Below are 21376 nucleotides of genomic sequence, written 5' to 3' on the forward strand. Positions count from 1 at the left end.
CCACAGGTGTGGCACTTTGATGATTTATCATTTCAATGCTAGATAAGCTTGTTCCGCTAGTTTAACAACTTCTGAGTCGATATTCAGCTCAGAATAGTGCGCTAATGTCTCAGCAAAACCTTTTTCTGCGAACATTGCCTGAAGTTCAACCGCTTGAGGGTCATCTTCATTCTTGTAGTGGAAAGCCGCAGCAATCGCTTTTACAAGGTGTGCATTTGGTAAGCCGTATTCTAGCGTACCGTTCAGTGGCTTGACTAGACGATCTTGTGGACTCAGTTTACGGATTGGTTGACGGCCAACGCGGTCAACTTCGTCACGTAGGAATGGGTTCGCAAAGCGACCTAAAATTTTTAAGATGTATGCTGCATGTGCCTCTGGATCAAAGCCGTAACGCTTGATAAGCACTTCACCACTCTCTTCCATCGTCGCTTTTACTTCAGCGTAAATTACTTGGTCTTCAATCGCGTCTTTGATTGTTTCGTGGCCTGCAAGCACGCCAAGGTATGCCGTTACCAAGTGGCCTGTATTTAGCGTGAATAGTTTACGCTCAACGAAAGCCATAAGGTTGTCAGTGCATTCCATACCTGGGATCTTTGGAATCTCACCTTTAAATTGTGTTTGGTCTACGATCCACTCGCTGAACGTTTCAACCGTTACTGCTAGTGGGTCAGTTTCGCCTGCTTCTGCTGGCGGTACGATACGGTCAACCGCAGAATCAACAAAGCCAATATGTTCTTCAGTGAACGCTTTCATGTCATCAGAAAGATGCTCTAAAACCGCCGCTTTTAGTTGGCTAGTACCACGAACCATGTTTTCTGCTGCGATGATGTTCATTGGCGCAGTATTGTTTGCCGCTGCGCGCCTTTCGATACCCTGAGCAATAGACTTAGAAATAATCTTAAGAACAGTCGGGCCAACGGCTGTCGTCACAATATCAGACTCAGCAATGCAATCTACCACAGCGCTTGTTGCTGAGTTTACTGCTGTCACGTTCTTAACGGTTTCAACAACGCACGCTTCACCCACAATCTTCACTGGGTATTCTTGGCGTTCAATTAACGCATTAACAACCGTTTCATTTACGTCAGCAAAAGTAACCTTCATACCAGCGTCAGAAAGAAGTTTACCAATGAAACCACGACCGATATTACCTGCACCAAAATGTAATGCTTTCATAATTTTGACCTTATAAATATTTGAATCTAGATAGCTAACAGCTCAACCACATGCCTGATGATTAACTAGAGACATTAAGCAGTAAGCTATTCAGACTGAGTCTTGTTAAGACAGATTTAGACCGAAAATGAGGCCAGTAGGGGGATACCGGCCTCCTTCACTTAGGAGCTTGACTAGAGCTTTTTAGTTTCCGCTAAGAATACGTAGAACATCAGCAGGGTTTGTTGTGTTCTGTAGGCATTCCACAGCGTCTTCATCATCAAGTGAATTGGTAATAGCCATCAGCACCATGTTGTGCTCATCGCCTTCAGCGGCAATACCGATAACCATCTTCGCCATATCATCTTCACCTTCGCCCCACTGAATACCTTCAGGGTACTGACAGAACACGATGCCGGTTTTTTGTACGTATTGCTTCGCTTCAATTGTGCCGTGTGGTACTGCGATAGACTCGCCTAGGTAAGTAGATACAAGCTCTTCACGAGCAAACATGCCATCTACGTACTCTGGAGATACGTTGCCAAGTTTCACTAATTGGTCGCCAGCAAACTTGATTGCGTCTTCTTTCTGAGTCGCTTTAAGGCCAAGGAAGATGCTGTCATTAGTCAGTGCAAGCTTGTTGCCTTCTTGAGCTGGTGCTGCTGCAGGAGCCGGAGCTTCTACCTTCGCTTCACCACTTTGTGCTTCAACAAGTTCTGCTACTAGGTTGTCGTATACTGCGCCATCTAAGAAGTTGTTCAGAGACATGTGCATTGCACCAGGAATGGTTTTACGTGCACGGTCTGTTAAATCTTTATGCGTAATAACAATTTGTGAATCAGCTGGTAGGTTATTGATTGCGTAGTTAGTTACCGTGATATTTAGGCCCGCTGCATCTACTTTCTTACGAAGTAGACCTGCACCCATTGCACTTGAACCCATACCCGCATCACATGCTACGTATACTGCTTTCACGTCAGCTAGGTTGATGTCTGCACCCGTTGCTGCACCTTTAGAAGACGCTTTCATGTCTTTCATTTGTGCTGATGCTTTCTCTAGTGAATCTTCCTCATCATCTTGCGCTGATGTTTTAAGAAGGATTGACGCTACAACAAACGATACTGCCGTTGCTGCGATAACCGATAGAATCACGCCGATGTAAGAGCCTTTTGGTGTCATCAACAGAATCGCGAAGATAGAACCAGGAGACGCTGGAGAGATTAGGCCAGAGCTGAACATTACGTTAGTGAATACACCAGCCATACCACCTGCGATTACCGCAAGGATTAGACGTGGGTTCATAAGAACGTATGGGAAGTAAATTTCGTGGATACCACCTAGGAAGTGGATGATAGATGCACCCGCAGCAGATTGTTTCGCGCTGCCTTTACCAAATACCATGTAAGCAAGTAGTAGACCTAGACCAGGACCTGGGTTCGCTTCAATTAGGAAGAAGATAGAACGGCCGATCTCTTCAGACTGCTGAATACCTAGTGGAGAGAAGATACCATGGTTGATTGCGTTATTTAGGAATAGAATTTTCGCCGGTTCAACAAAGATAGATGCTAGAGGTAGTGCACCCGCTTCTACCATTGCGTTTACACCAGCCGCAAGTCCGCCAGACAGAATCTTAACCGCAGGACCAATCACGATGAACGCAATGATCGCACAGATCATGCCGATGATACCCGCAGAGAAGTTGTTCACTAGCATTTCGAAACCACTCTTCACTTTACCGTGAACAGCTTCATCGAATTTCTTGATTGCGATACCACCTAGTGGACCAACAATCATTGCACCCATAAACATAGGGATGTCAGTACCAACGATAACACCCATTGTTGTGATGGCACCTACTACCGCGCCGCGGTCACCACCAACCATCTTACCACCGGTGTAACCAATCAATAATGGCAGCAAGTAAGTGATCATAGGACCAACCATTGATGCTAACGTTTCGTTAGGCCACCAACCTGTTGGGATGAATAGTGCTGTAATGAAACCCCACGCAATGAATGCGCCGATGTTTGGCATTACCATATTGGATAAGAAACGACCAAAGTTTTGAACCTTGATCTTCGCTTCTGGTGATAACATAGGTAGAACCCCGTAGTGTATTGGTTGGTCAAATGACCGAAAATGTGTGCTCAAAAATTGATTGAAATGTATCACAACATTTACAAAATGCACCTCAAGCCAATTTTCGTGACAGCAATCACACACAAAAAACACTTAGGGGTTACCGAGAACGATTTAGATCACAAAAACACCATGAATTAAAATTACAAAGCAAAATTAACGATAATAAATCTCATTCATACAAGATCTAGATCACACTTACAAATCCAACCACCAAAAATAATTAGCGACAAAGATCACACTTAATAAAAGACACACCTTAAGAACTATAAACCATGTATGAAAGAACGCCATTCCAAGTGCGTTTTCTATGCACCCAGATGAATCCACCTTGTAATTTTGTAATTTAATTACAAATCAGATTAATGCCTGTTTTTCAAAATTCTGATTTTCCCAGCCCCTAAACATCAAAATACATGAACAATGAAGGAGCGAAATTGCTTAAAATAGATGTGTTATTCTAGTAACGCCTACCCCAATGTTATCCAGTAGCCCAATAACGACTTAAGAGAAGACTATGTCAGACAAGATCTCCACATCAGCTCTCGCTAAACAGAGAAATATAGAAGCTAAAATTCTATTCAGTGACTTAAAAACGGCCGGCTATATCGTACGTTCACAGGATCGGTGGGTGCTGACCGAACGAGGGGAAAGCTTTGGTGGGGAGTATGTGGAACACAAAAAGTTTGGTGTCTTCATTGTCTGGCCAGAGAAGCTACTTATCGACTTGGATACCTTCTCAGGGCAAACACTAACCGCAACTCAACTTGGGAGTGCCTTCAAGCTCAGCGCAAAGAAAATTAACCTCTTGCTCAATGAACTTGGTTGGATAACAAGAGAAGAAGACGGTTGGCACGTCACCTCGACAGGTTTAAAGGCCGGTGGTGAGCAGAGAGAAGATAAAACCACACAAAACCTATTCGTGGTGTGGCACGATTCATTAGTCCGCAATAAACGTTTGAAGCAATCAGTTGTTGAATTCCTAGGGCACGATGCAGAAAGCCATTCAACGGATGTGTCATTTTCTAGCTTCCGCCAGAAGTTCGAGGCCAAGCATAGGACCTTGGATGGGCACTATGTGCGTTCAAAAGGAGAGCTAATCATCGACAACTGGCTATATATGGCGGGTGTTGTACATGCGTACGAGCGTCCACTGCCAATGGCGAAAGAAGTGATCAGTGACTTTTATCTTCCAAGCGGCAAAGTCTACATTCAATTCTGGGGAACCGACTCTGCGCCAATCGCCGAGGAAAAACGTGAAGCGACGAGAAAAATCTATACCGAGCATGGTTTTGGCTTAATCGAAATCACACCGGAAGATATCCCAAACCTAGACAGCGTCCTTCCACCATTATTGCGCCAGTATGGCATCAAGGCGTACTAAACGACTGAATCTAGACAATTCAAACCTACTAAGATCACACTTATCGAATCATTATGGACCTTATTTACCATAGTGATTTGATATATTCGCTATTTTTCCCAAGATAATCTTCTATTATCTTGTCTCCATCAACTTGAGCTACAGCAGATACTCGATTTATTGGGGCATGTTCGATGACCATTTCAGCGCCTGTTTCTTAGAGACCCGCTCTATTAAAGACCGATGATATTAGAGACAAAGCGCAAATGCGTTATCCGTTTATTGTTGACGTTAGCGAACATAACACCCTACAACATTTATTATTGATAGATATTAGGATTTAACATGACTCATCCAATCATTACCGATCTAAACACTCGTTACACAACTAAAAAATACGATGCAGAAAAACGCATCTCTGCGGAAGACATGGAAGTAATCAAAGAAGCACTTCGTTTGTCAGCTTCTTCTATCAACTCTCAGCCTTGGAAATTCATCATCATTGAGAGCGACGAAGCAAAACAGCGCTTCCACAATACTTTCGAGAACATGTTCCAGTTTAACCAGCCACATGCGAAAGAAGCGTCACACACAATCCTGTTTGCTCACGATCCTAAATACACTAAAGAGAAATTCGCGAAACGCGCAGATACAGAAGTAAGCTCTGGTCACCTACCAGCTGAAATGTACGAGCAATTCTTAGGTGCTTACGCATTCGCAGAAATGAACACCGACGAAACAGGTTTCAACGGTAACTGGACTAAGTCTCAAGTGTACATTGCACTGGGTAACACACTGCACACACTTGCTCGTCTTGGTATCGCTTCAACGCCTATGGAAGGCGTAGACGCAGCGATGATCAACGAAGAGTTTGCTGACGAGCTAGAAGGTCACGTTGTTGATGTAGCACTGGCTATCGGCTACCACAAAGACGGCGAAGACTACAACCACGGTAAACCAAAAGCGCGTCTAGCTCTTGATCAAATCGTGACCACGCTTTAAAAACTAACAAATAAATTGCACAGCTTATTAGGCCAGACTTTCGTCTGGCCTAACAACATTACTAAAAATTTTGCTCTATTCATGTGAGCAAGAAGACCGAACCTGAAATCATAGCCTCTGTTCACTACTCCATAACAAAATTATCCCTCTATCAGCATTACTTAGAAACTTTAAGTAATCACCCTAGCCAACTTGCGCATTTGAAACTATCAATGACCTGAATGTAGCTGATCAGAGAGTATACTTTGGATTTAGTGCGATCAATTTAGTATCAAAGCCACATAATATAAGGATAAAAAATCATGCAAACCATTATCTTGTCGTAATAATGACTTTAATTGTCCCTATATTGATATTAGTTAGAAATATAAATAATTTAATATTTAATCTAACAAATAACTATCCTCATCAATAAAGGTCTAATATGTCAAGCAAAGAAATAATTAATAAAATTCTTAAAGATGCTGGAATCGAAGTCAATGGAAGCAATGAATGGGATATAAAAATAAATAATGATAAGATATATGAAGACCTTTTAAAAAAAGGGAAGATTGCTTTTGGCGAAGGTTATATGAATAATCTTTGGGATTGCAATAGAATTGATATACTAGTTAGTAAATTATTGAAATATGATATTGAACGCCATCTATCAAAAAAAGACATACTAAAAATATCAGCAAATATCGGCATGAAAAATATACTTAACATGCAATCTATAAATCGTGTTAAAAAAGATGTCCCTTTTCATTATGATATTGGTAATGATCTTTATGAAAATATGCTAGACAAGCGTTTAACTTACACTTGTGCATACTGGGATGGAGCTGAAAACCTAGACCAAGCTCAAGAAAAAAAGATGGATCTCATATGTCGGAAATTAGATTTAAAGCCAGGTGAAAGATTACTTGATATTGGCTGTGGATGGGCAAGTTTTATAAACTATGCTGCAGAAAATTATGGTGTAATCTGCGATGGCTTAACATTATCTCAAGAGCAAATGAAATTAGGGAAACAAATTGCTAATGAAAAAGGATTAGACGTAAATATAATTTTGCAAGATTATCGTGAATATGAAGTGGATGATAAATACGACAAAGTTGTTTCAATTGGTATGATAGAGCACGTCGGGCCTGAAAACTATGATGAGTTTTTTAAATGTGTATGTGAACTGATGAAAGATGATGGTTTATTTTTATTACATACCATAAGTAGTCCAATATCAGTAAATAAAACAGATCCATGGATTAATAAATATATATTCCCAAATGGAGTTATCCCATCCATATCTCAATTAAGCCTTGCTTTAGAAGGAAAGATGAATATTGAAGATATCCATAACTTTGGTCCGGATTATGATAAAACACTATTATCTTGGTGTGAAAACTTTGAGAAAAATTGGCATAGAATATCAGATAAATATAGCGATATGTTTTATAGGATGTGGCGATATTATTTACTTAGCTGCGCTGGTGCATTTAGGAATCGTGATTTGAATTTGATACAAATATCTCTAACTAAAAATGGCAGAGCATTACCTACAACAGCTCGTTCTAGTTGATAAAATATACCTTACTTATATCTAATCTTTTATATTAATCAAAATTTCCTTATTCAGACTCGGTGAATTTTTTCATACCACATTGAATGTCTCTTTGCATTTTAAATCCAAAGAGAAAATAAATGAATAGGTAAAATTTAAAGGTTATTTTAGGATTCTAGATTAAAAAATTAAAAATAATTAACAAAATCTCCGGGTTACAATATGGAAATACTTATAAGTAATCCGGCAGGTGCATTATAAAATTTAACTAATAAATTTTTATATATGGTTATCATGCCTAGTTATCACCTATAGAAGTTGAAAATTAATCTTTAGTTAAGATAAATGGTGAAATATGTCAGGAGTTAACGTTTCCATCTGCAGAAGCAGTATTGAGCCTTTTCATAAAGTGAATGATTTATCAAGCTTAGCACTTATTACTGAAGGGGGAGGTCAAAGAGGAGTTTTTACAGCAGGAGTACTAGACGTTTTTATGGAGAATAATTTTAATCCATTTTCTCTTTTAATTGGAGCATCTGCAGGATCTTTAAATTTAGCGTCTTATATTTGCAACCAACGACAACACGCTTATCGTGTAATTACTGAAGTTACCACAAAAAAACATTTTTTTAACTATTACAACCTATTTTCAAATAAAGGAGCAATGAATCTAGATTGGTTGATCGAGGAGACAAAAAGCAATTTGAAACTTGATTGGGATACAGGTAAAAAGAATATGAAATACAAGAAAGTTCTTGCCTGCGCTTCTTGCCTTTACGAGGATAAGGCTGAATTCTTCGATCTAAGTCTAGGCTCCTGGGAGGATAGTCTAAAAGCTTCTTGCTCAATACCACTACTAAATCGTCACCCAGTTTATTTTAATCAAAAGTATTGGGTCGATGGTGGTTTAAGCGCACCGATCCCGGTTGAAGAAGCTTATAATCGAGGTTTTAAGAATCTTGTTGTGATTCGCACTAACCCCAAGGGGACTTACTCATCTCACCAATGGCTTAAAGTTGCTAAAAAGTGTCTTTCAAAAACAAAAGTAGCTGCATTAATCGACATGTTACTAATTCATGAAAGAAACTATGAAAGAAATGAAAAATTTATTAATGATCCACCAGATGATGCTGTTATATATGAAATTCACCCAAGTAAGAAATTAAATGCTAATTTAGTAGGCAGTGATTTATTATCTTTACATTCTGACTATGAACATGGACGTAAACTAGGGAAGTACTTTTTACAATATTATAACCACTTAAAATAATCAAGTTTTCCATTTCGTTCCTGATAACCTTCTGATTTTGTTAGAGTGTTAAAGCATACATAAATTACAGATGCTTATAGATTACCAGATGTCAGCTTATTCGCTACGAGATTTAATCTAAAATTGAGAGCCTGCTGCGACCTAGATGCGATGCATTTTATGAGAGACTTTAGTGCCTTATTTTTAAAAATCACTTACCTTCTACCTTCAGATCTTAAAAACTAACCACGAGTTCTGTTGATTCGGAAAATGATGTTTTTGTTAACAAGATTTTCGATCGTGTGAAAATTATATGGACAGTTACATAGATTTTTCAAAGTATCAGATAATTTTAATTCTACCAGACTCCATGTTGTCCTAGCGGATTTTCCTGAAAAGATACTTTCTTGTTTGCCGGCTATTTAGAGAATATTTCTCTGATGTTTATTTCAAATGCTGATTGGCCAATATTGCTACGCAGCTTCTAGACTAAGCTTGGGAAGTTAAAAAATAAGAGAACATGCCTTACAAGACAAAAAAAGCCAGTCAATAGACTGGCTTTTTTATGCGTTAAGCGAAGTGTTTACATTAACCGATAAACGAGATGTAACCTTGCAGTATAATCAGGTTAACGATATCAATGAAGAATGCGCCTACGATTGGCACCACCATGAACGCCTGTGGTGATGGACCATAACGGTTTACCAAGGAGCCCATGTTCATTACCGCTGTAGGTGTTGCGCCTAGGCCGAAACCACAGTGACCACCCGACATAACCGCTGCGTCGTAGTTTGAACCCATCACTTTAAATGTCACAAAGTAAGAGAACAGACCAAGTACCACCGATTGAACACTTAAGATCACCAAGAATGGGATCGCAAGGTCGAAAATATTCCACAGCTTGAGGCTCATTAACGCCATCGCCAAGAATAGAGACAATGACACAGTACCCAGAATATCAACGGTTTCGCTGTCGGTTTTATGCAGCTTCGTCACTTCAAACACATTAGTGATGAATACACCGATAAACAAAGCGTAAACAAAGTCAGGAATCATCAACCAAGAAATTTCGAAAGTCGCTACCCACTGCTCTAGGTATTTCGCACCTGTGATACAGACAAGGAGAATGAACAATACTTCAATCACCTTCTTGGCTGTCACTTTGTCTTCTTCATACTCGTTATACGTCACCAGCTCAGGGAAACGCTCGTGCGTTTGTGTACCCGTGCCGTACTCTGATTCAAGATTGTTTTTATCGATCAGCTTTTGTGCCACCGGGCTACCAATGATACCGCCAATGATCAAACCAAAGGTGGCCGAAGCCATCGCGATTTCTAGCGTATTGGCAATGCCATAAGTATCAGAAAAGGTTTGCGACCAAGCTGCACCCGTACCGTGACCACCAGATAGCGTAATAGAACCTGCAATCAAGCCCATCAACGGTTCAAGACCAAGCGCGGTAGCTAACGTCACACCCACACCATTTTGGATGATGATGTACACCGAAGCGACGCCCAGAAACAAGAATACCTTCGCACCGCCTTTCATTAACTGTGTGTAGTTAGCAGCAAGACCTACGGTCGCAAAGAACATCAGCATGAATGTGTTCTGTAAAGGTAGGGAGAACTCTAGGTCAACGCTGTTAAAATGCAGACCTGTAATCGCAAAAGCAACAATTAAGCCGCCCACAATGGGCTCTGGGATATTGTACTTTTTGAGAATCGGTAGCTTTGCGTTTACAAAATGACCTAGAAACAAAACGCTGATCGCGATTAAGAAAGATTCTAGTGGCCCTATTGAAATTAATTGATTCATATAACCTCTATTGTTTTACGTTCTCATCTTCCCTAATGAGTCTAGTTTTATCTGTAAGTATTTGTCTTGCTCAGCCTATATTTATGCAAATTGATGAGAAATTGTTGGATTAGAAAACCGAACACACTAGCGTGTCAGCTAAGTGTCATGTTGGTAACACGTTAACTTTAGTAGGCGATCAGAGGTTTTGTGACCCAAATCAACACCTATCTGTCTATCTTATCGCCAATGCGATCGTCGATTTAACCCTTTCTTAATCCCTAAAAAAGCAAAAAGGAGCTATTGCTAGCTCCTCTTTTATTACCATCGCTGGTAATTAGAATTTTTTAGGGGCATAACCCGTCATAACCTCAAGACGAAGCTCTTTACCAATCTTCGTCATTGGGTGAACAACAACTAATCCTTTTACAGACTTTTTCAGTTTACCCATATCCGCTTGCTCAGCTTTAGTAATTTCGCGGCTAAATGGCATATCAAGCAATGACTTACGTTCTTGATTCACATCATAGCTTTGCTTGTGCTTAAGCTGGGCAATCTTCTTTGTTAGCTTTTTGATTTCATCTTCAAATTGACGAACAACAGGACGATCATTACGAGCTTTAGCTGCCGCTAACTTATGGCGACACTTGTCTAAACGGTTGTTAATTTGTTGAAGTTCGTTTTTAGCACTCATAATAATTTCCTAAGATTAAGCAAACCAATTCGGATTGGGGCGCGGAGTATAGCACAAGGGTTTACCTGAGCCGAAATTTATCTGATAAATAGCCTTTGGGAGTGCATAATGAAGCGTCAGACAAGACCTAGACGTTTACTTTGTACTTCAAATCTTGTGCTTCATCGTCAGTCATTCCTCGGAAACCCCAACAATGCGAAGGCTGCTCTTTAATGGTGATTTCAATATCGATCGGAGAGATAGAGAGCTGCTTTTCAATCGCAGAAAATATCTTCTTAATTAAGCGCTTTTTGGTGTTAACAGCGCGTCCCTCCATCATATTATTCTCAATAGCGGTATAGGCCTGCGTTCGACCTTCTAAATAAAAGAAGTCATCTCGTTCCAACGACACAAAACGATGTGCACGCTTGTCATCTGGCAACCCATCTCACTATTTAAGCACTCTTTAATACTATAAATAACAATCATGACCAGTCCTTCGATGTGATGTTAAGTAAACAAGAAAGTTAGAAAGATGCAGCTATCTACCCTTCCTGCTCACTTACTATTTATCCACATACCACCTAATGACATCGACTAAAGAAGAGTTGAACTATGAATTTATGAATTTATGAACAAGTGCAACAAAAACCATACTCTTCTATCGCAGCTGGTTTACCAAACAACTTTGATTAATAAACAACCACCTCTTGACCTAGATTGATCGAACCTCATAAACAGTCCGTATACCCTGTTAAATCATCTTTGAACCAAGGAGTGCTATGTGCCGAATTCAACTGGGAAGATCACACGGACAAAAACCAATCCAGACCACCCCGTAGAGTCTTCTCTAGATCTTGCTGTGTTCCCTCTACCCATCTTTCTTTTACCAGGAGGAAGACAAAGGCTAAGAATCTTCGAACAAAAATATCTCACCATGGTGGCGCACGCTGCTAAAGGTGATGGTTTCATTATCGCGACGCAAGACAACACAAAGTCCGAAAGTCTGAGTACGTGGGGAACCAAGGTATCGATTGTCGACTTCAACATGTCGGATGAACAGTTGTTAGAGATCGATGTAGAAGGGCAAAACTTGGTGCAGTTGCACTCCTCGTATCGCCAAAGTGATGGCCTAATTAAAAGTCAATTCCGTGACTTACCCCATTGGCCTGCACTCGATTATGATGTGCCCAGTGTCTTTACTGCATTTCTAGTGCAGCTATTTCGCGACCACGACTCAATTAGAACGCTCTACCCGACCCCTGATTTTGATAGCCCGCAGTGGATTTGTGCACGATTGCTCGAGATGATGCCGATTCCATTAGAAAAGAAATCTGAATTTACAGAACCTGCGAGTTTCCCTTCGCTAGTTCCTTTTTTGAATCAAATCATTACGGGGCAGTGAACACTTTTTTTCACTATAATTTTGTATAGTAAAAATTAATTTAAACAAAAGTGATCCCGACTAAAGCTTTGCACGTAGTACTACTCAAATTCGCATGATGGTTACTGACTATGCAAGTGGAAAGCAGAAGTAAAGGGAAGGGCAAGGAGCATGTCATCATTCCCGACAACAAATTACCGAGTGTAAACAAGGTACCTACAGAGCTCTCAAGCTGGTTGATTTCAGTGGGAGAAAACCGAGACAAGCAGGCATTCACCTGTTTGTTTAAGTTCTTTGCACCCAAAATCAAACGTTTTGGAATCAGCAAACTTGGCGGCGAAGCTGCCGCTAACGAGTTGGTACAAGACACAATGACTAACGTTTGGAAGAAAGCACACCTCTACAATGAAGATAAAGGTGCGGCGACCACCTGGGTCTACACAGTAATGCGAAATGCAGCTTTCGATATGCTTCGTAAAGTAAAATCGAAAGCCGAGCAAACGATAGCCGACGACATTTGGCCATTAGACGCTATGGTGGCTGAGACTCAAAACGAAGATTTGCCTTTTGGCGATCATCTTATGAGCCGACATGTTATGACTCAAATCGAGAAGCTTCCTTTAGCTCAGAAAACCATAGTGAAAGGTGTTTACTTTCAAGAGTTGTCACAAGAGCAACTTGCTCAGCAACTCGGCGTCCCACTCGGAACCGTGAAATCCCGTTTAAGACTCGCGCTAGCCAAACTCAAGGTTCACATGGGAGAACAAAGCCATGATTAAACATCATCCAAACGATGCAATATTGAAAAACTTCGTTGATGGCACGCTTGCTGACTCGGTTTCTCTAATTGTGTCTAGCCATGTAGAACTGTGTGAACATTGTCAGGCAAAGGTACAGCAGCTAACAGCTAGCGTAGCAGACAGCGTGTTTGATGAGCAGCAAACAGCAACAACAAACGAACAATCCGGCTTCCTTGCCAACGACATAGATTTCGATTTTGATGTGATTGATCGGATCACTGCAGATTTGGCGCAGTCAATCGAGGTGGAATCGAAAGCCGAGCAAGTGACAGTCGCTGATACTACTTTCACTATTCCACGAGCTTTGAGTTCAATCGCGAGAAGGGACTGGATGAACCTAGGGAAGATATCTCGAGCACGACTCGATTTTGAAGACGACGCACACCACACTAGTTTGTTGCACATCGATAAGGATGGACAAGTACCTTGCCACACACACAAGGGCTTCGAGATTACTCTATTGTTAGAAGGCAGTTTCGAAGATGAGATGGGTGTCTACAACAAAGGCGATTTCATTTGGTTAGATGGCCATCATACCCATCAGCCAGCAACTAAAGAAGGGTGTGTGTGCCTGACAGTGTCAAGTGATGCCTTATACTTCACCAAAGGGGTGAGCCAACTGTTCAACCCTCTAGGTAAATACATTTATTAATTTACATTACAGAACTTTTAAAGTCGTCTAGGAAATAAACTTAAAAACGACTAAATTAATGTGGGATAAGCATCAGCCGACATGACAAGAGATAAAATGAGCAATGAGCGTAAGGAATTGACCAATGGATAAAAAAATAAAAATAGGCATCAGTGCATGTGTCGCCGGTCATAAAGTTAGGTTCGATACAGGTCACAAACGTTCTCGCTTCTGTACTGAAGACCTTGCAGATTATGTTGAGCTTGAGCCAGTGTGCCCTGAAATGGCAGTTGGATTGCCAACGCCTCGTCCAACTATTCGTCAGACACGGATGTTAGACGATCTAATTCACGTTTCCCGTCCAGATGGTACCGGTGACGTCACTGATGAGCTAATCGAGTTCGGTCAAAACTACTCCAAAAACAACCAACATATCGCTGGTTTCATTGTATGCCAAAAGAGTCCAACTTGCGGCATGGAGCGCGTTAAGGTGTATCACCACCATGGCCGCGGCTCTGAATCCACAGGAGTTGGCATGTTTACGAAGCAGGTTATGGAAGGCAACCCATTGTTGCCCGTGGAAGAAAATGGCCGTCTGAACGACCCGATTTTGCGCGAAAACTTCATGACTCGTGTTTTCACTTATCAGAAGTGGCTAGATCTAGTAGATGAAGGAATTACCAAGCACAAGCTCATCCAGTTCCATAGCGCCCACAAGTACTTAGTAATGTGTCATCACGTCGAGGGCTATAAAAGCCTTGGTAAATTACTAGCTGGCAATGAGCTAGAGATAAATGAGCTTGCAGATAAGTACATTGAAGGGCTTATGACGGCATTATCGCACCATGCGAACCGTGGTACGCACGCCAATACGCTTCAACACCTTCAAGGTTACTTCAAGAAGCAGCTCAGCAGCGCTCACAAGCAAGAGTTATGTAACCAGATTGCTTCTTTCAGAGAGGGCGTGATTCCGCTATTAGTGCCACTAACACTGATCAATCACTACTTGATGGAATACCCAAACGAGTACCTGCAGTCGCAGGTTTATCTAAACCCTCACCCGCAAGAACTTAAATTGAGATACGGATATTGAGCGATATTCTATGGATAAGACGAGACCTACGCATTTACGATAATCCGGCTCTCGTCTCAGCAATCGAAAACGGCGTTTCAATCGCCGTTTTTATTTCAACACCACAAAAGTGGCATCAGCATCACCTTGCTTCGATTAAAGCAGACTTTATCTTCCGTCATTTAAAGCAACTGGAAGCTGAACTCGCCGACTTGGGGATAACCCTACTGCACATAAAAGCGACCGATTTTGATGATCAAGCCAAGCAATTGACCAAGCTGTGCCAACAACTCGGTTCTCAGGTTGTTTTCGCCAATTCAGAGCCAGAAGTCGATGAACAAGCTCGTGACCAACAACTGATATCGAGCGGTATAAATCTTCAGATCAGCGACTGTGATGTGATGCTCCCTCTAGGCAGTGTGCTTAACCAGCAAGGTGAGATGTTCAAGGTTTTCACGCCATTCAAAAATGCCTGGTTAAAAGAAGTACAAGCTAAAGGCATTCAATGCAGCCCTGCTGCACTCGCTTCTAATAACAACGCTAAGACCCAGTTGCCTGACAACTTGCAAACGCTCCAGCTTGCCAGTGAATATGACTTCGACTTTCCGCGTGTCGACTCAAGCCGTTGGCCACTAAGCCAAGACGTACTTGGCAATGTGATACCTAACTTTCTAGCCAACAAGGTCAACGACTACGCTCACCTGAGAGACATCCCTTCAGTAAAAGGTACCTCAGGTTTATCGCCGTACTTAGCGATTGGCGCGGTAAGCCCAAGATGGTTAGCCATTCAGCTCATCCAACAGCAACCCGATTTACTGTTTGATACCCAACTGCCCGCTTTTTCTTGGCTAAACGAGTTAATTTGGCGAGACTTTTATAAACACTTGATATTCCACCATCCTAAACTGGTCAAAGGGGCTAATTTCCAGCAAAAATACAATGGTTTAGATTGGTATCAAGATCATCCTAGCTTCAAAGCGTGGTGTGAAGGAAAAACGGGGTATCCATTGGTTGATGCGGCCATGCGCCAACTGGTTGAAACCGGCTGGATGCACAACAGGTTAAGAATGGTAGTCGCTAGCTTTTTAACTAAACACTTGTTGATTGACTGGCGTTGGGGTGAGCGCTTCTTTATGGATCACCTAATTGACGGTGATTTTAGTGCCAACAATGGTGGCTGGCAGTGGGCTTCAAGTACCGGCTGTGATGCACAACCTTACTTCCGAATTTTCAATCCGATCACCCAGAGTGAAAAGTTTGATCCGAAAGGAATTTTTATCCGTAAGTACATACCAGAGCTGCAAAATATTCCAGATAAGCATGTGCATTTCCCACATGATTACATAGCAAAAAACGGAATAAACAGTGAATACTGGCAACCCATCGTTGAACATAAAGAAGCACGATTGAGAGCCTTAGCCTTTTTCAAATGATTAGAGTGAATATTATGGATAACTCTCTATGGCTTGATAACTTTCTCAACATGTATCGAGAGCTCGGAACGGACAATTTCGACGTGCTAAAGACGGTTTATCACCCTAATATCGAATTCCAAGACCCGCTGCATCACGTCAACGGGATCGCAGCACTAACTCACTACTTCGACAACATTTACACCCAAGTGACTAGCTGTAACTTTCACATCGAGCACACGTTTGAAGTTAACGGTGAAGCATCGGTATACTGGACAATGCACTTTGCACACAAGCAACTTAATGGGCAGAAGCCTATTGAAGTGCAAGGCCACAGCCACCTCAAAATGCTTGACGATCAAGTGATTTACCACAGAGATTATCTCGATGTCGGCTCTATGTTGTATGAACATATACCGGTGTTGGGCTGCGCCATCAAATCAATCAAGAGAAGAGCGAGCCGATAATGCGTATTATGATTACTGGCGCAACCTCAGGTATCGGCCAATCACTCGCTCTCGATTATGCCCAGCAAGGACATCAGGTCATTGCTTGTGGTCGTAGCCAAGATAAGTTACAGGCTCTAGTCGATTCGCACGAAACTGACATTGCAGAGTCGTCTATTACACCTCTGTGCTTTGACTTGACGGATTATCATAACTTCCCGGATCTTGAGCATGACAATCCACTTGACCTTCTCATTCTCAATGCGGGTGACTGCGAATACATCGATGACCCAGTCAACTTTGATGCAGAGCTTTTTGAGCGAGTCATCAACATTAATTTAATATCTATTGGTTACGCTCTAAAGTCTTGGCTGAAAAACATCAAATCCGGTGGACGCTTGGTTTTAGTAAGCTCCAGCGCTAGCTTTCTGCCTCTGCCAAGAGCCGAGGCTTATGGCGCTTCAAAGGCTGCACTCACTTACTTAGGAAGAACACTTTCTGTTGATCTTGCCAAACACAATATTCATGTCTCAATTGTGCATCCTGGCTTTGTGGAAACACCATTAACCGAGCGAAATACGTTCGCTATGCCTATGATTATAAGTAGTGAGGCTGCAACTCAGCAAATCGTTAACGGAATTGCTCAAGGAAAGAGCGAGATCGATTTCCCTCGACGATTCATCATGTTAATGAAGCTACTAAAAATGCTTCCAACTTCAGTTTGGCAAAAACTCGCTTCAAGGATGGTATAACAATGAAGAAAATCGCCATTATTGGTTCAGGCATTTCTGGACTCACTTGCGCGCACATATTAAATAAACACCACGACGTAACAGTATTCGAAAAGAATGATTACGTTGGAGGACATACCGCCACCGTTGATATTGAACATCAAGGCTCGGCGTTCTCGGTTGACACTGGTTTCATCGTGTTCAACGATCGAACCTATCCAAACTTCAATCAATTACTCGAACAATTGGGCGTCGAGAGACAACCAACAGAGATGAGCTTCAGTGTTCACAACACAACCACTCAGTTTGAATACAATGGACACAGCATCAACTCGCTATTTGCGCAGAGGAGCAACATCTTCAAGCCGCAGTTCTGGTCATTGATCTCTGACATTCTGAAATTCAACAAGTTATGTAAGGCTCAATTTGAAAGTAACCGCTTCACACCTGACGTTACCCTTGGCAGCTTCCTACGAGACAACCAATTTTCTGACTTTTTTAGCCAACACTACATCCTACCAATGGGTGCGGCTATTTGGTCAACAAGCCTTGAAGAGATGGAAGAGTTCGAACTTAAGTTCTTCATACAGTTCTTCTACAACCATGGCTTGCTAGATATCACCAATCGCCCTCAATGGTACGTGATTCCAAAAGGTTCTCGTTCCTATGTTGAGATCATCCTTTCCCGCTTAAGCAAACCAGTGGCATTGAACACATCGATTCAGCAAGTCACTCGCCATGAAACAGGTGTGACTATCGAATTTGAAGACGGTGCAACAAGTCAATTTGATGAAGTGATTTTCGCCTGCCATTCAGACCAAGCGTTAGCACTGTTAGGCGATGTAACGGCTGATGAGAAAGAGGTATTAGGTGAGATACCTTACAGCCGCAACGAAGTGGTTCTTCATACCGATACCAGCTTGCTACCAGACAGAAAGCTGGCGTGGGCAAGTTGGAACTACATGCTGGATGGTAATAGCAAGCGACCAGCTTGTGTCACTTATAACATGAATATTCTGCAGGGAATAAAAAGCCAAGACACCTTCTGCGTGACCTTAAACCAGAGTGAAGCCATTGCTCCAGAAAAGATCATCCGAAGCTTTGTGTATCACCACCCAGTATTGAATTCCAACACGGTCAATGCACAGCAACAGCGTGATCGGATTTGCGGTAAACAGAATACGCATTTCGCAGGCGCGTATTGGTACAACGGGTTCCACGAAGATGGCGTGCATAGCGCATTAGATGTGACCAAGCGCTTTGGCCTAGATCTCAGCACGAGCTCAGCACAATGAACACCGAGACCCTAGCATCCAATACGGAAATTGCATTTGAACAGAGTGAAGAGTTCAGCGGTATCTATTGGGGAAACGTCAGACATCGCCGCTTTGGTGATATCCCTCATGAGTTCAGCTACCAGCTCTACATGATGGGGCTAGATCTCGATGAGCTGCCTAAGACCACCGCGAGAAGTATGCTGTTTGGAACTCGCTGGTACAACCCGATTCGCTTTGTCGAATCGGACTATCTTGCTGAAAAAGAAGAAAATGCAATTAGCGATGAACCTAAATCTCTCAAACAACGTATAGCATCGAAAGTACAACAGCTCGGGGGCGATTGGTCTGATGTAAACCGGGTCACAATGCTCGCTCAATGTCGCTGTTTAGGTATTTACTTTAGTCCAATAAACTGCTTTTTCTGTTACGACGACGCAAAAGAGTGTCGATATATGTTGGCCGAGGTTAGCAACACACCTTGGCGAGAGAGGCACTATTATCTGATCGACATGCGCCAAGAGTTGAAAGTTAAAAAAGATTTTCACGTTTCGCCTTTCATGGATTTAAACATGACCTATTTTTGGAAGATTAAGCCACCAGCGAAACGAACGCTTGTCCACATTGAAAGCCGCCGAAGCGAACGAATATTCGATGCGACACTAGCGCTGACTAAGCAGTCAATATCGAAAACAAACATTAGGCGAACGGTTTTTAAGATCCCAGCAATGACGGTTAAGGTCGTGGTGGGGATTTATTATCAGGCTCTCAAGTTATTCCTGAAAAAGGTACCGTTTGTGGCGCATCCGGGCTCTACACCTTAAGCGCCGAAACCAATACCCGATTATGTTGTGAGTGTGCTCAAATCAACGAATGGCACCCAACTTAGTTGGTAAAAAGTTAGAATGAATTCTCAGCGAGGTTGACATGGAACAGCTTGCAAAACAAAACAACAACATTGAACAACAAGCCAAAGCCGTTGCTGTTTCAAGCAACTGTAAGTATCGAACTTTAATTTTTAAGGTCCTAGAGCGTCTGCAATTTGCAACACTGGAAATCATCGAGCGAGACCAGCACTCGGTGTTTGGTGATAGAGAAGCGGACTTAAAAGGTCGAATCGTGATTCATAATGCGACCTTTTTTAAAGATGTTGTGGTTAACGGCAGTATTGGCGCATCCGAAGCCTACATTGATGGCAAATGGACCAGTCCAAACCTAACACTCGTTATCCAGATTATGGCTCGCAACCAATCCCAATTAGATGAGCTGGACGACAAAACCCAGTGGATTTCTCGCATTAAGAATCTCCTGCTTCGTCGCAAGAACGCCAACACTGAGCAAGGCTCTAAGCGAAACATTTTGGCTCACTACGACATCGGCAATGAGCTGTACGAACGTTTTCTTGATAGTTCGATGCAGTACTCGTCAGCTATCTACAGTGATGAAGCACTGACTTTATCGAAAGCACAGCAGAACAAAATGAGAACGATCTGCGAGCGTCTAGAACTTTCAGAATCGGATAGCGTGGTTGAGATCGGGACTGGCTGGGGTGGTTTAGCGATTTTCATGGCGCAACATTATGGCTGCCACGTCACCACGACAACGATTTCAGATGCACAACACGAGTTAGCAGAGCAGCGCGTAAAATCGCTTGGCTTAACCGATAAGATTACTCTACTCAAAGAAGACTATCGCAACCTAACGGGTGAATACGATAAGTTGGTTTCCATTGAGATGATAGAAGCGGTAGGTCACGAATACCTACAAACCTTCTTCGAGAAATGCTCTTCACTGCTGAAGCCTTCCGGCAAGATGCTGATTCAAGCGATTACCATCGCTGATGGGCGTTATGAAAAGTACCGTAAAGGCGTAGACTTTATTCAAAAATACATTTTCCCTGGCGGCTGCTTACCTTCTGTATCAGTAATGACCCAACACCTTGCGACCAGTACCGACCTTGTCGTTCAAGAGATAGATGATATCGGTCTACACTACGCACGCACACTGAACGACTGGAATATTGCCTTTCAAAACAGCTGGGAAGAATTGCAATCTCTGGGCTACTCAGAAGACTTCAAGCGCCTGTGGACCTTCTACTTCTGCTACTGTGAAGGTGCGTTCCGCGAGCGAGTGATCAGCACTCATCATCTGGTGGCAAGAAAACCTCGTTACTTTGGAGCGAAAGATGAAACGGTTTTGGATTATTAATCTCATTCTGTTTCAAACGACATGGGTTTGCAGCGCGTTCTTCACCGCTCAAGCCCCGTTCGTAACACCACTACTGGTGATCATTCACTTCCTATTGTCACCGACTCGCCACAGCGACCTTAAATTACTCGTTTTATTACCATTGGGGCTACTGCTTGATAGCCTCATGCTTCACTTCGGCGTCTTCGCCGTCGACCCTGCCATTGCCAATCAATCATGGTTCCCCGTGTGGCTAGTCTGCCTATGGATCATGTTCTTGATTAGCTTCAACCACAGCCTTAATTGGCTCTTAAAATGCTCAAAAGTGATCTTGTTCGCCTTAGGGTCCGTAGCGGGTACTAGTAGCTATTGGGGAGGTATCAAAGCGGGAGCCCTCCTTGCTACCTGGCCAGATGCATCGGTAGTTGCTGCCCTTGCGTTGAGTTGGGGAATACTTTTGCCTCTTCTTGTGGCCGCCTACTCCAACTTAATGAAACCGACAATGGCAAGGACAACTAGGTGAC

General features: G+C 42.3%; 19 protein-coding genes and 1 pseudogene. 15 read left to right on the plus strand and 5 right to left on the minus strand.

The window, feature by feature from the left end; translation table 11 throughout:
• Positions 1-27: 27 nt before the first annotated feature.
• Entirely contained in the window at positions 28-1176 is a 1149-nt protein-coding gene (locus tag A3712_RS20220) for a mannitol-1-phosphate 5-dehydrogenase (RefSeq protein WP_063524792.1), read from the minus strand.
• A gap of 183 nt (positions 1177-1359) precedes the next feature.
• Positions 1360-3252: a PTS mannitol transporter subunit IICBA gene (locus tag A3712_RS20225; protein ID WP_063524793.1), complete on the minus strand. Its 1893-nt coding sequence runs from the start codon at positions 3250-3252 to the stop codon at positions 1360-1362.
• Between the two features lie 559 nt (positions 3253-3811).
• Here A3712_RS20225 and A3712_RS20230 point away from each other — a divergent pair.
• From A3712_RS20230 to A3712_RS20245, 4 genes are all read left to right on the plus strand, one after another.
• Positions 3812-4678, plus strand: coding sequence for a hypothetical protein (locus A3712_RS20230; RefSeq protein WP_063524794.1), 867 nt, complete (start codon positions 3812-3814; stop codon positions 4676-4678).
• A gap of 324 nt (positions 4679-5002) precedes the next feature.
• Positions 5003-5659: a nitroreductase family protein gene (locus A3712_RS20235; protein WP_063524795.1), complete on the plus strand. Its 657-nt coding sequence runs from the start codon at positions 5003-5005 to the stop codon at positions 5657-5659.
• 424 nt (positions 5660-6083) lie between these two features.
• Complete coding sequence (cfa, locus tag A3712_RS20240) at positions 6084-7217, plus strand: cyclopropane fatty acyl phospholipid synthase (RefSeq protein ID WP_063524796.1); 1134 nt, start codon at positions 6084-6086, stop codon at positions 7215-7217.
• Between the two features lie 337 nt (positions 7218-7554).
• Entirely contained in the window at positions 7555-8469 is a 915-nt protein-coding gene (locus tag A3712_RS20245; RefSeq protein ID WP_063524797.1) for a patatin-like phospholipase family protein, read from the plus strand.
• A gap of 567 nt (positions 8470-9036) precedes the next feature.
• On the opposite strand, the gene gltS is transcribed toward A3712_RS20245, so the two are convergent.
• The 3 genes and pseudogenes from gltS to A3712_RS20260 form a co-directional block, all read right to left on the minus strand.
• On the minus strand, positions 9037-10263 hold the full coding sequence (gltS, locus tag A3712_RS20250) for a sodium/glutamate symporter (RefSeq protein ID WP_063524798.1): 1227 nt from the start codon (positions 10261-10263) through the stop codon (positions 9037-9039).
• Between the two features lie 316 nt (positions 10264-10579).
• Complete coding sequence (locus A3712_RS20255; protein WP_004737001.1) at positions 10580-10936, minus strand: YibL family ribosome-associated protein; 357 nt, start codon at positions 10934-10936, stop codon at positions 10580-10582.
• Between the two features lie 127 nt (positions 10937-11063).
• Positions 11064-11404, minus strand: a pseudogene (locus tag A3712_RS20260) (tautomerase family protein).
• A gap of 295 nt (positions 11405-11699) precedes the next feature.
• Here A3712_RS20260 and A3712_RS20265 point away from each other — a divergent pair.
• The 11 genes from A3712_RS20265 (at position 11700) to A3712_RS20315 (ending at position 21375) form a co-directional block, all read left to right on the plus strand.
• Positions 11700-12320, plus strand: coding sequence for an LON peptidase substrate-binding domain-containing protein (locus A3712_RS20265; protein WP_063524799.1), 621 nt, complete (start codon positions 11700-11702; stop codon positions 12318-12320).
• Positions 12321-12430: 110 nt separating this feature from the next.
• Complete coding sequence (locus A3712_RS20270) at positions 12431-13078, plus strand: sigma-70 family RNA polymerase sigma factor (RefSeq protein ID WP_063524800.1); 648 nt, start codon at positions 12431-12433, stop codon at positions 13076-13078.
• Positions 13071-13751 (plus strand): ChrR family anti-sigma-E factor, encoded by a 681-nt coding sequence (locus A3712_RS20275; protein WP_063524801.1) that lies wholly within the window; start codon positions 13071-13073, stop codon positions 13749-13751. Before A3712_RS20270 ends, A3712_RS20275 begins: the two co-directional genes overlap by 8 nt.
• Positions 13752-13875: 124 nt before the next feature.
• The gene (locus A3712_RS20280) at positions 13876-14823 is read left to right on the plus strand and encodes a YbgA family protein (RefSeq protein ID WP_063524802.1); all 948 of its coding nucleotides are present in this window, start codon (positions 13876-13878) and stop codon (positions 14821-14823) included.
• On the plus strand, positions 14820-16235 hold the full coding sequence (phrB, locus tag A3712_RS20285) for a deoxyribodipyrimidine photo-lyase (protein ID WP_063524803.1): 1416 nt from the start codon (positions 14820-14822) through the stop codon (positions 16233-16235). Before A3712_RS20280 ends, phrB begins: the two co-directional genes overlap by 4 nt.
• Positions 16236-16249: 14 nt before the next feature.
• The gene (locus A3712_RS20290) at positions 16250-16681 is read left to right on the plus strand and encodes a nuclear transport factor 2 family protein (RefSeq protein ID WP_063524804.1); all 432 of its coding nucleotides are present in this window, start codon (positions 16250-16252) and stop codon (positions 16679-16681) included.
• On the plus strand, positions 16681-17412 hold the full coding sequence (locus A3712_RS20295; RefSeq protein WP_063524805.1) for an SDR family NAD(P)-dependent oxidoreductase: 732 nt from the start codon (positions 16681-16683) through the stop codon (positions 17410-17412). The genes A3712_RS20290 and A3712_RS20295 overlap by 1 nt, the downstream gene beginning before the upstream one ends.
• Before the next feature lie 2 nt (positions 17413-17414).
• Complete coding sequence (locus A3712_RS20300; protein ID WP_063524806.1) at positions 17415-18686, plus strand: NAD(P)/FAD-dependent oxidoreductase; 1272 nt, start codon at positions 17415-17417, stop codon at positions 18684-18686.
• The gene (locus tag A3712_RS20305) at positions 18683-19489 is read left to right on the plus strand and encodes a DUF1365 domain-containing protein (protein WP_063524807.1); all 807 of its coding nucleotides are present in this window, start codon (positions 18683-18685) and stop codon (positions 19487-19489) included. The genes A3712_RS20300 and A3712_RS20305 overlap by 4 nt, the downstream gene beginning before the upstream one ends.
• 103 nt (positions 19490-19592) lie before the next feature.
• Complete coding sequence (locus A3712_RS20310) at positions 19593-20873, plus strand: SAM-dependent methyltransferase (protein ID WP_063524808.1); 1281 nt, start codon at positions 19593-19595, stop codon at positions 20871-20873.
• On the plus strand, positions 20851-21375 hold the full coding sequence (locus A3712_RS20315; RefSeq protein WP_063524809.1) for a DUF2878 domain-containing protein: 525 nt from the start codon (positions 20851-20853) through the stop codon (positions 21373-21375). Before A3712_RS20310 ends, A3712_RS20315 begins: the two co-directional genes overlap by 23 nt.
• Position 21376 lies beyond the last annotated feature (1 nt).

Origin of the sequence: Vibrio sp. HI00D65 (assembly GCF_001635455.1) — a bacterium.
GTDB lineage: Bacteria > Pseudomonadota > Gammaproteobacteria > Enterobacterales > Vibrionaceae > Vibrio.

Excerpts from the sequence above, each read along its gene's own strand:
- A3712_RS20220 (WP_063524792.1), bottom strand. The coding sequence starts at position 1,176 with ATGAAAGCATTACATTTTGGTGCAGGTAATATCGGTCGTGGTTTCATT.
- A3712_RS20225 (WP_063524793.1), bottom strand. The coding sequence starts at position 3,252 with ATGTTATCACCAGAAGCGAAGATCAAGGTTCAAAACTTTGGTCGTTTC.
- A3712_RS20230 (WP_063524794.1), top strand. The coding sequence starts at position 3,812 with ATGTCAGACAAGATCTCCACATCAGCTCTCGCTAAACAGAGAAATATA.
- A3712_RS20235 (WP_063524795.1), top strand. The coding sequence starts at position 5,003 with ATGACTCATCCAATCATTACCGATCTAAACACTCGTTACACAACTAAA.
- cfa (WP_063524796.1), top strand. The coding sequence starts at position 6,084 with ATGTCAAGCAAAGAAATAATTAATAAAATTCTTAAAGATGCTGGAATC.
- A3712_RS20245 (WP_063524797.1), top strand. The coding sequence starts at position 7,555 with ATGTCAGGAGTTAACGTTTCCATCTGCAGAAGCAGTATTGAGCCTTTT.
- gltS (WP_063524798.1), bottom strand. The coding sequence starts at position 10,263 with ATGAATCAATTAATTTCAATAGGGCCACTAGAATCTTTCTTAATCGCG.
- A3712_RS20255 (WP_004737001.1), bottom strand. The coding sequence starts at position 10,936 with ATGAGTGCTAAAAACGAACTTCAACAAATTAACAACCGTTTAGACAAG.
- A3712_RS20270 (WP_063524800.1), top strand. The coding sequence starts at position 12,431 with ATGCAAGTGGAAAGCAGAAGTAAAGGGAAGGGCAAGGAGCATGTCATC.
- A3712_RS20275 (WP_063524801.1), top strand. The coding sequence starts at position 13,071 with ATGATTAAACATCATCCAAACGATGCAATATTGAAAAACTTCGTTGAT.
- A3712_RS20280 (WP_063524802.1), top strand. The coding sequence starts at position 13,876 with ATGGATAAAAAAATAAAAATAGGCATCAGTGCATGTGTCGCCGGTCAT.
- A3712_RS20290 (WP_063524804.1), top strand. The coding sequence starts at position 16,250 with ATGGATAACTCTCTATGGCTTGATAACTTTCTCAACATGTATCGAGAG.
- A3712_RS20295 (WP_063524805.1), top strand. The coding sequence starts at position 16,681 with ATGCGTATTATGATTACTGGCGCAACCTCAGGTATCGGCCAATCACTC.
- A3712_RS20300 (WP_063524806.1), top strand. The coding sequence starts at position 17,415 with ATGAAGAAAATCGCCATTATTGGTTCAGGCATTTCTGGACTCACTTGC.
- A3712_RS20305 (WP_063524807.1), top strand. The coding sequence starts at position 18,683 with ATGAACACCGAGACCCTAGCATCCAATACGGAAATTGCATTTGAACAG.
- A3712_RS20310 (WP_063524808.1), top strand. The coding sequence starts at position 19,593 with ATGGAACAGCTTGCAAAACAAAACAACAACATTGAACAACAAGCCAAA.
- A3712_RS20315 (WP_063524809.1), top strand. The coding sequence starts at position 20,851 with ATGAAACGGTTTTGGATTATTAATCTCATTCTGTTTCAAACGACATGG.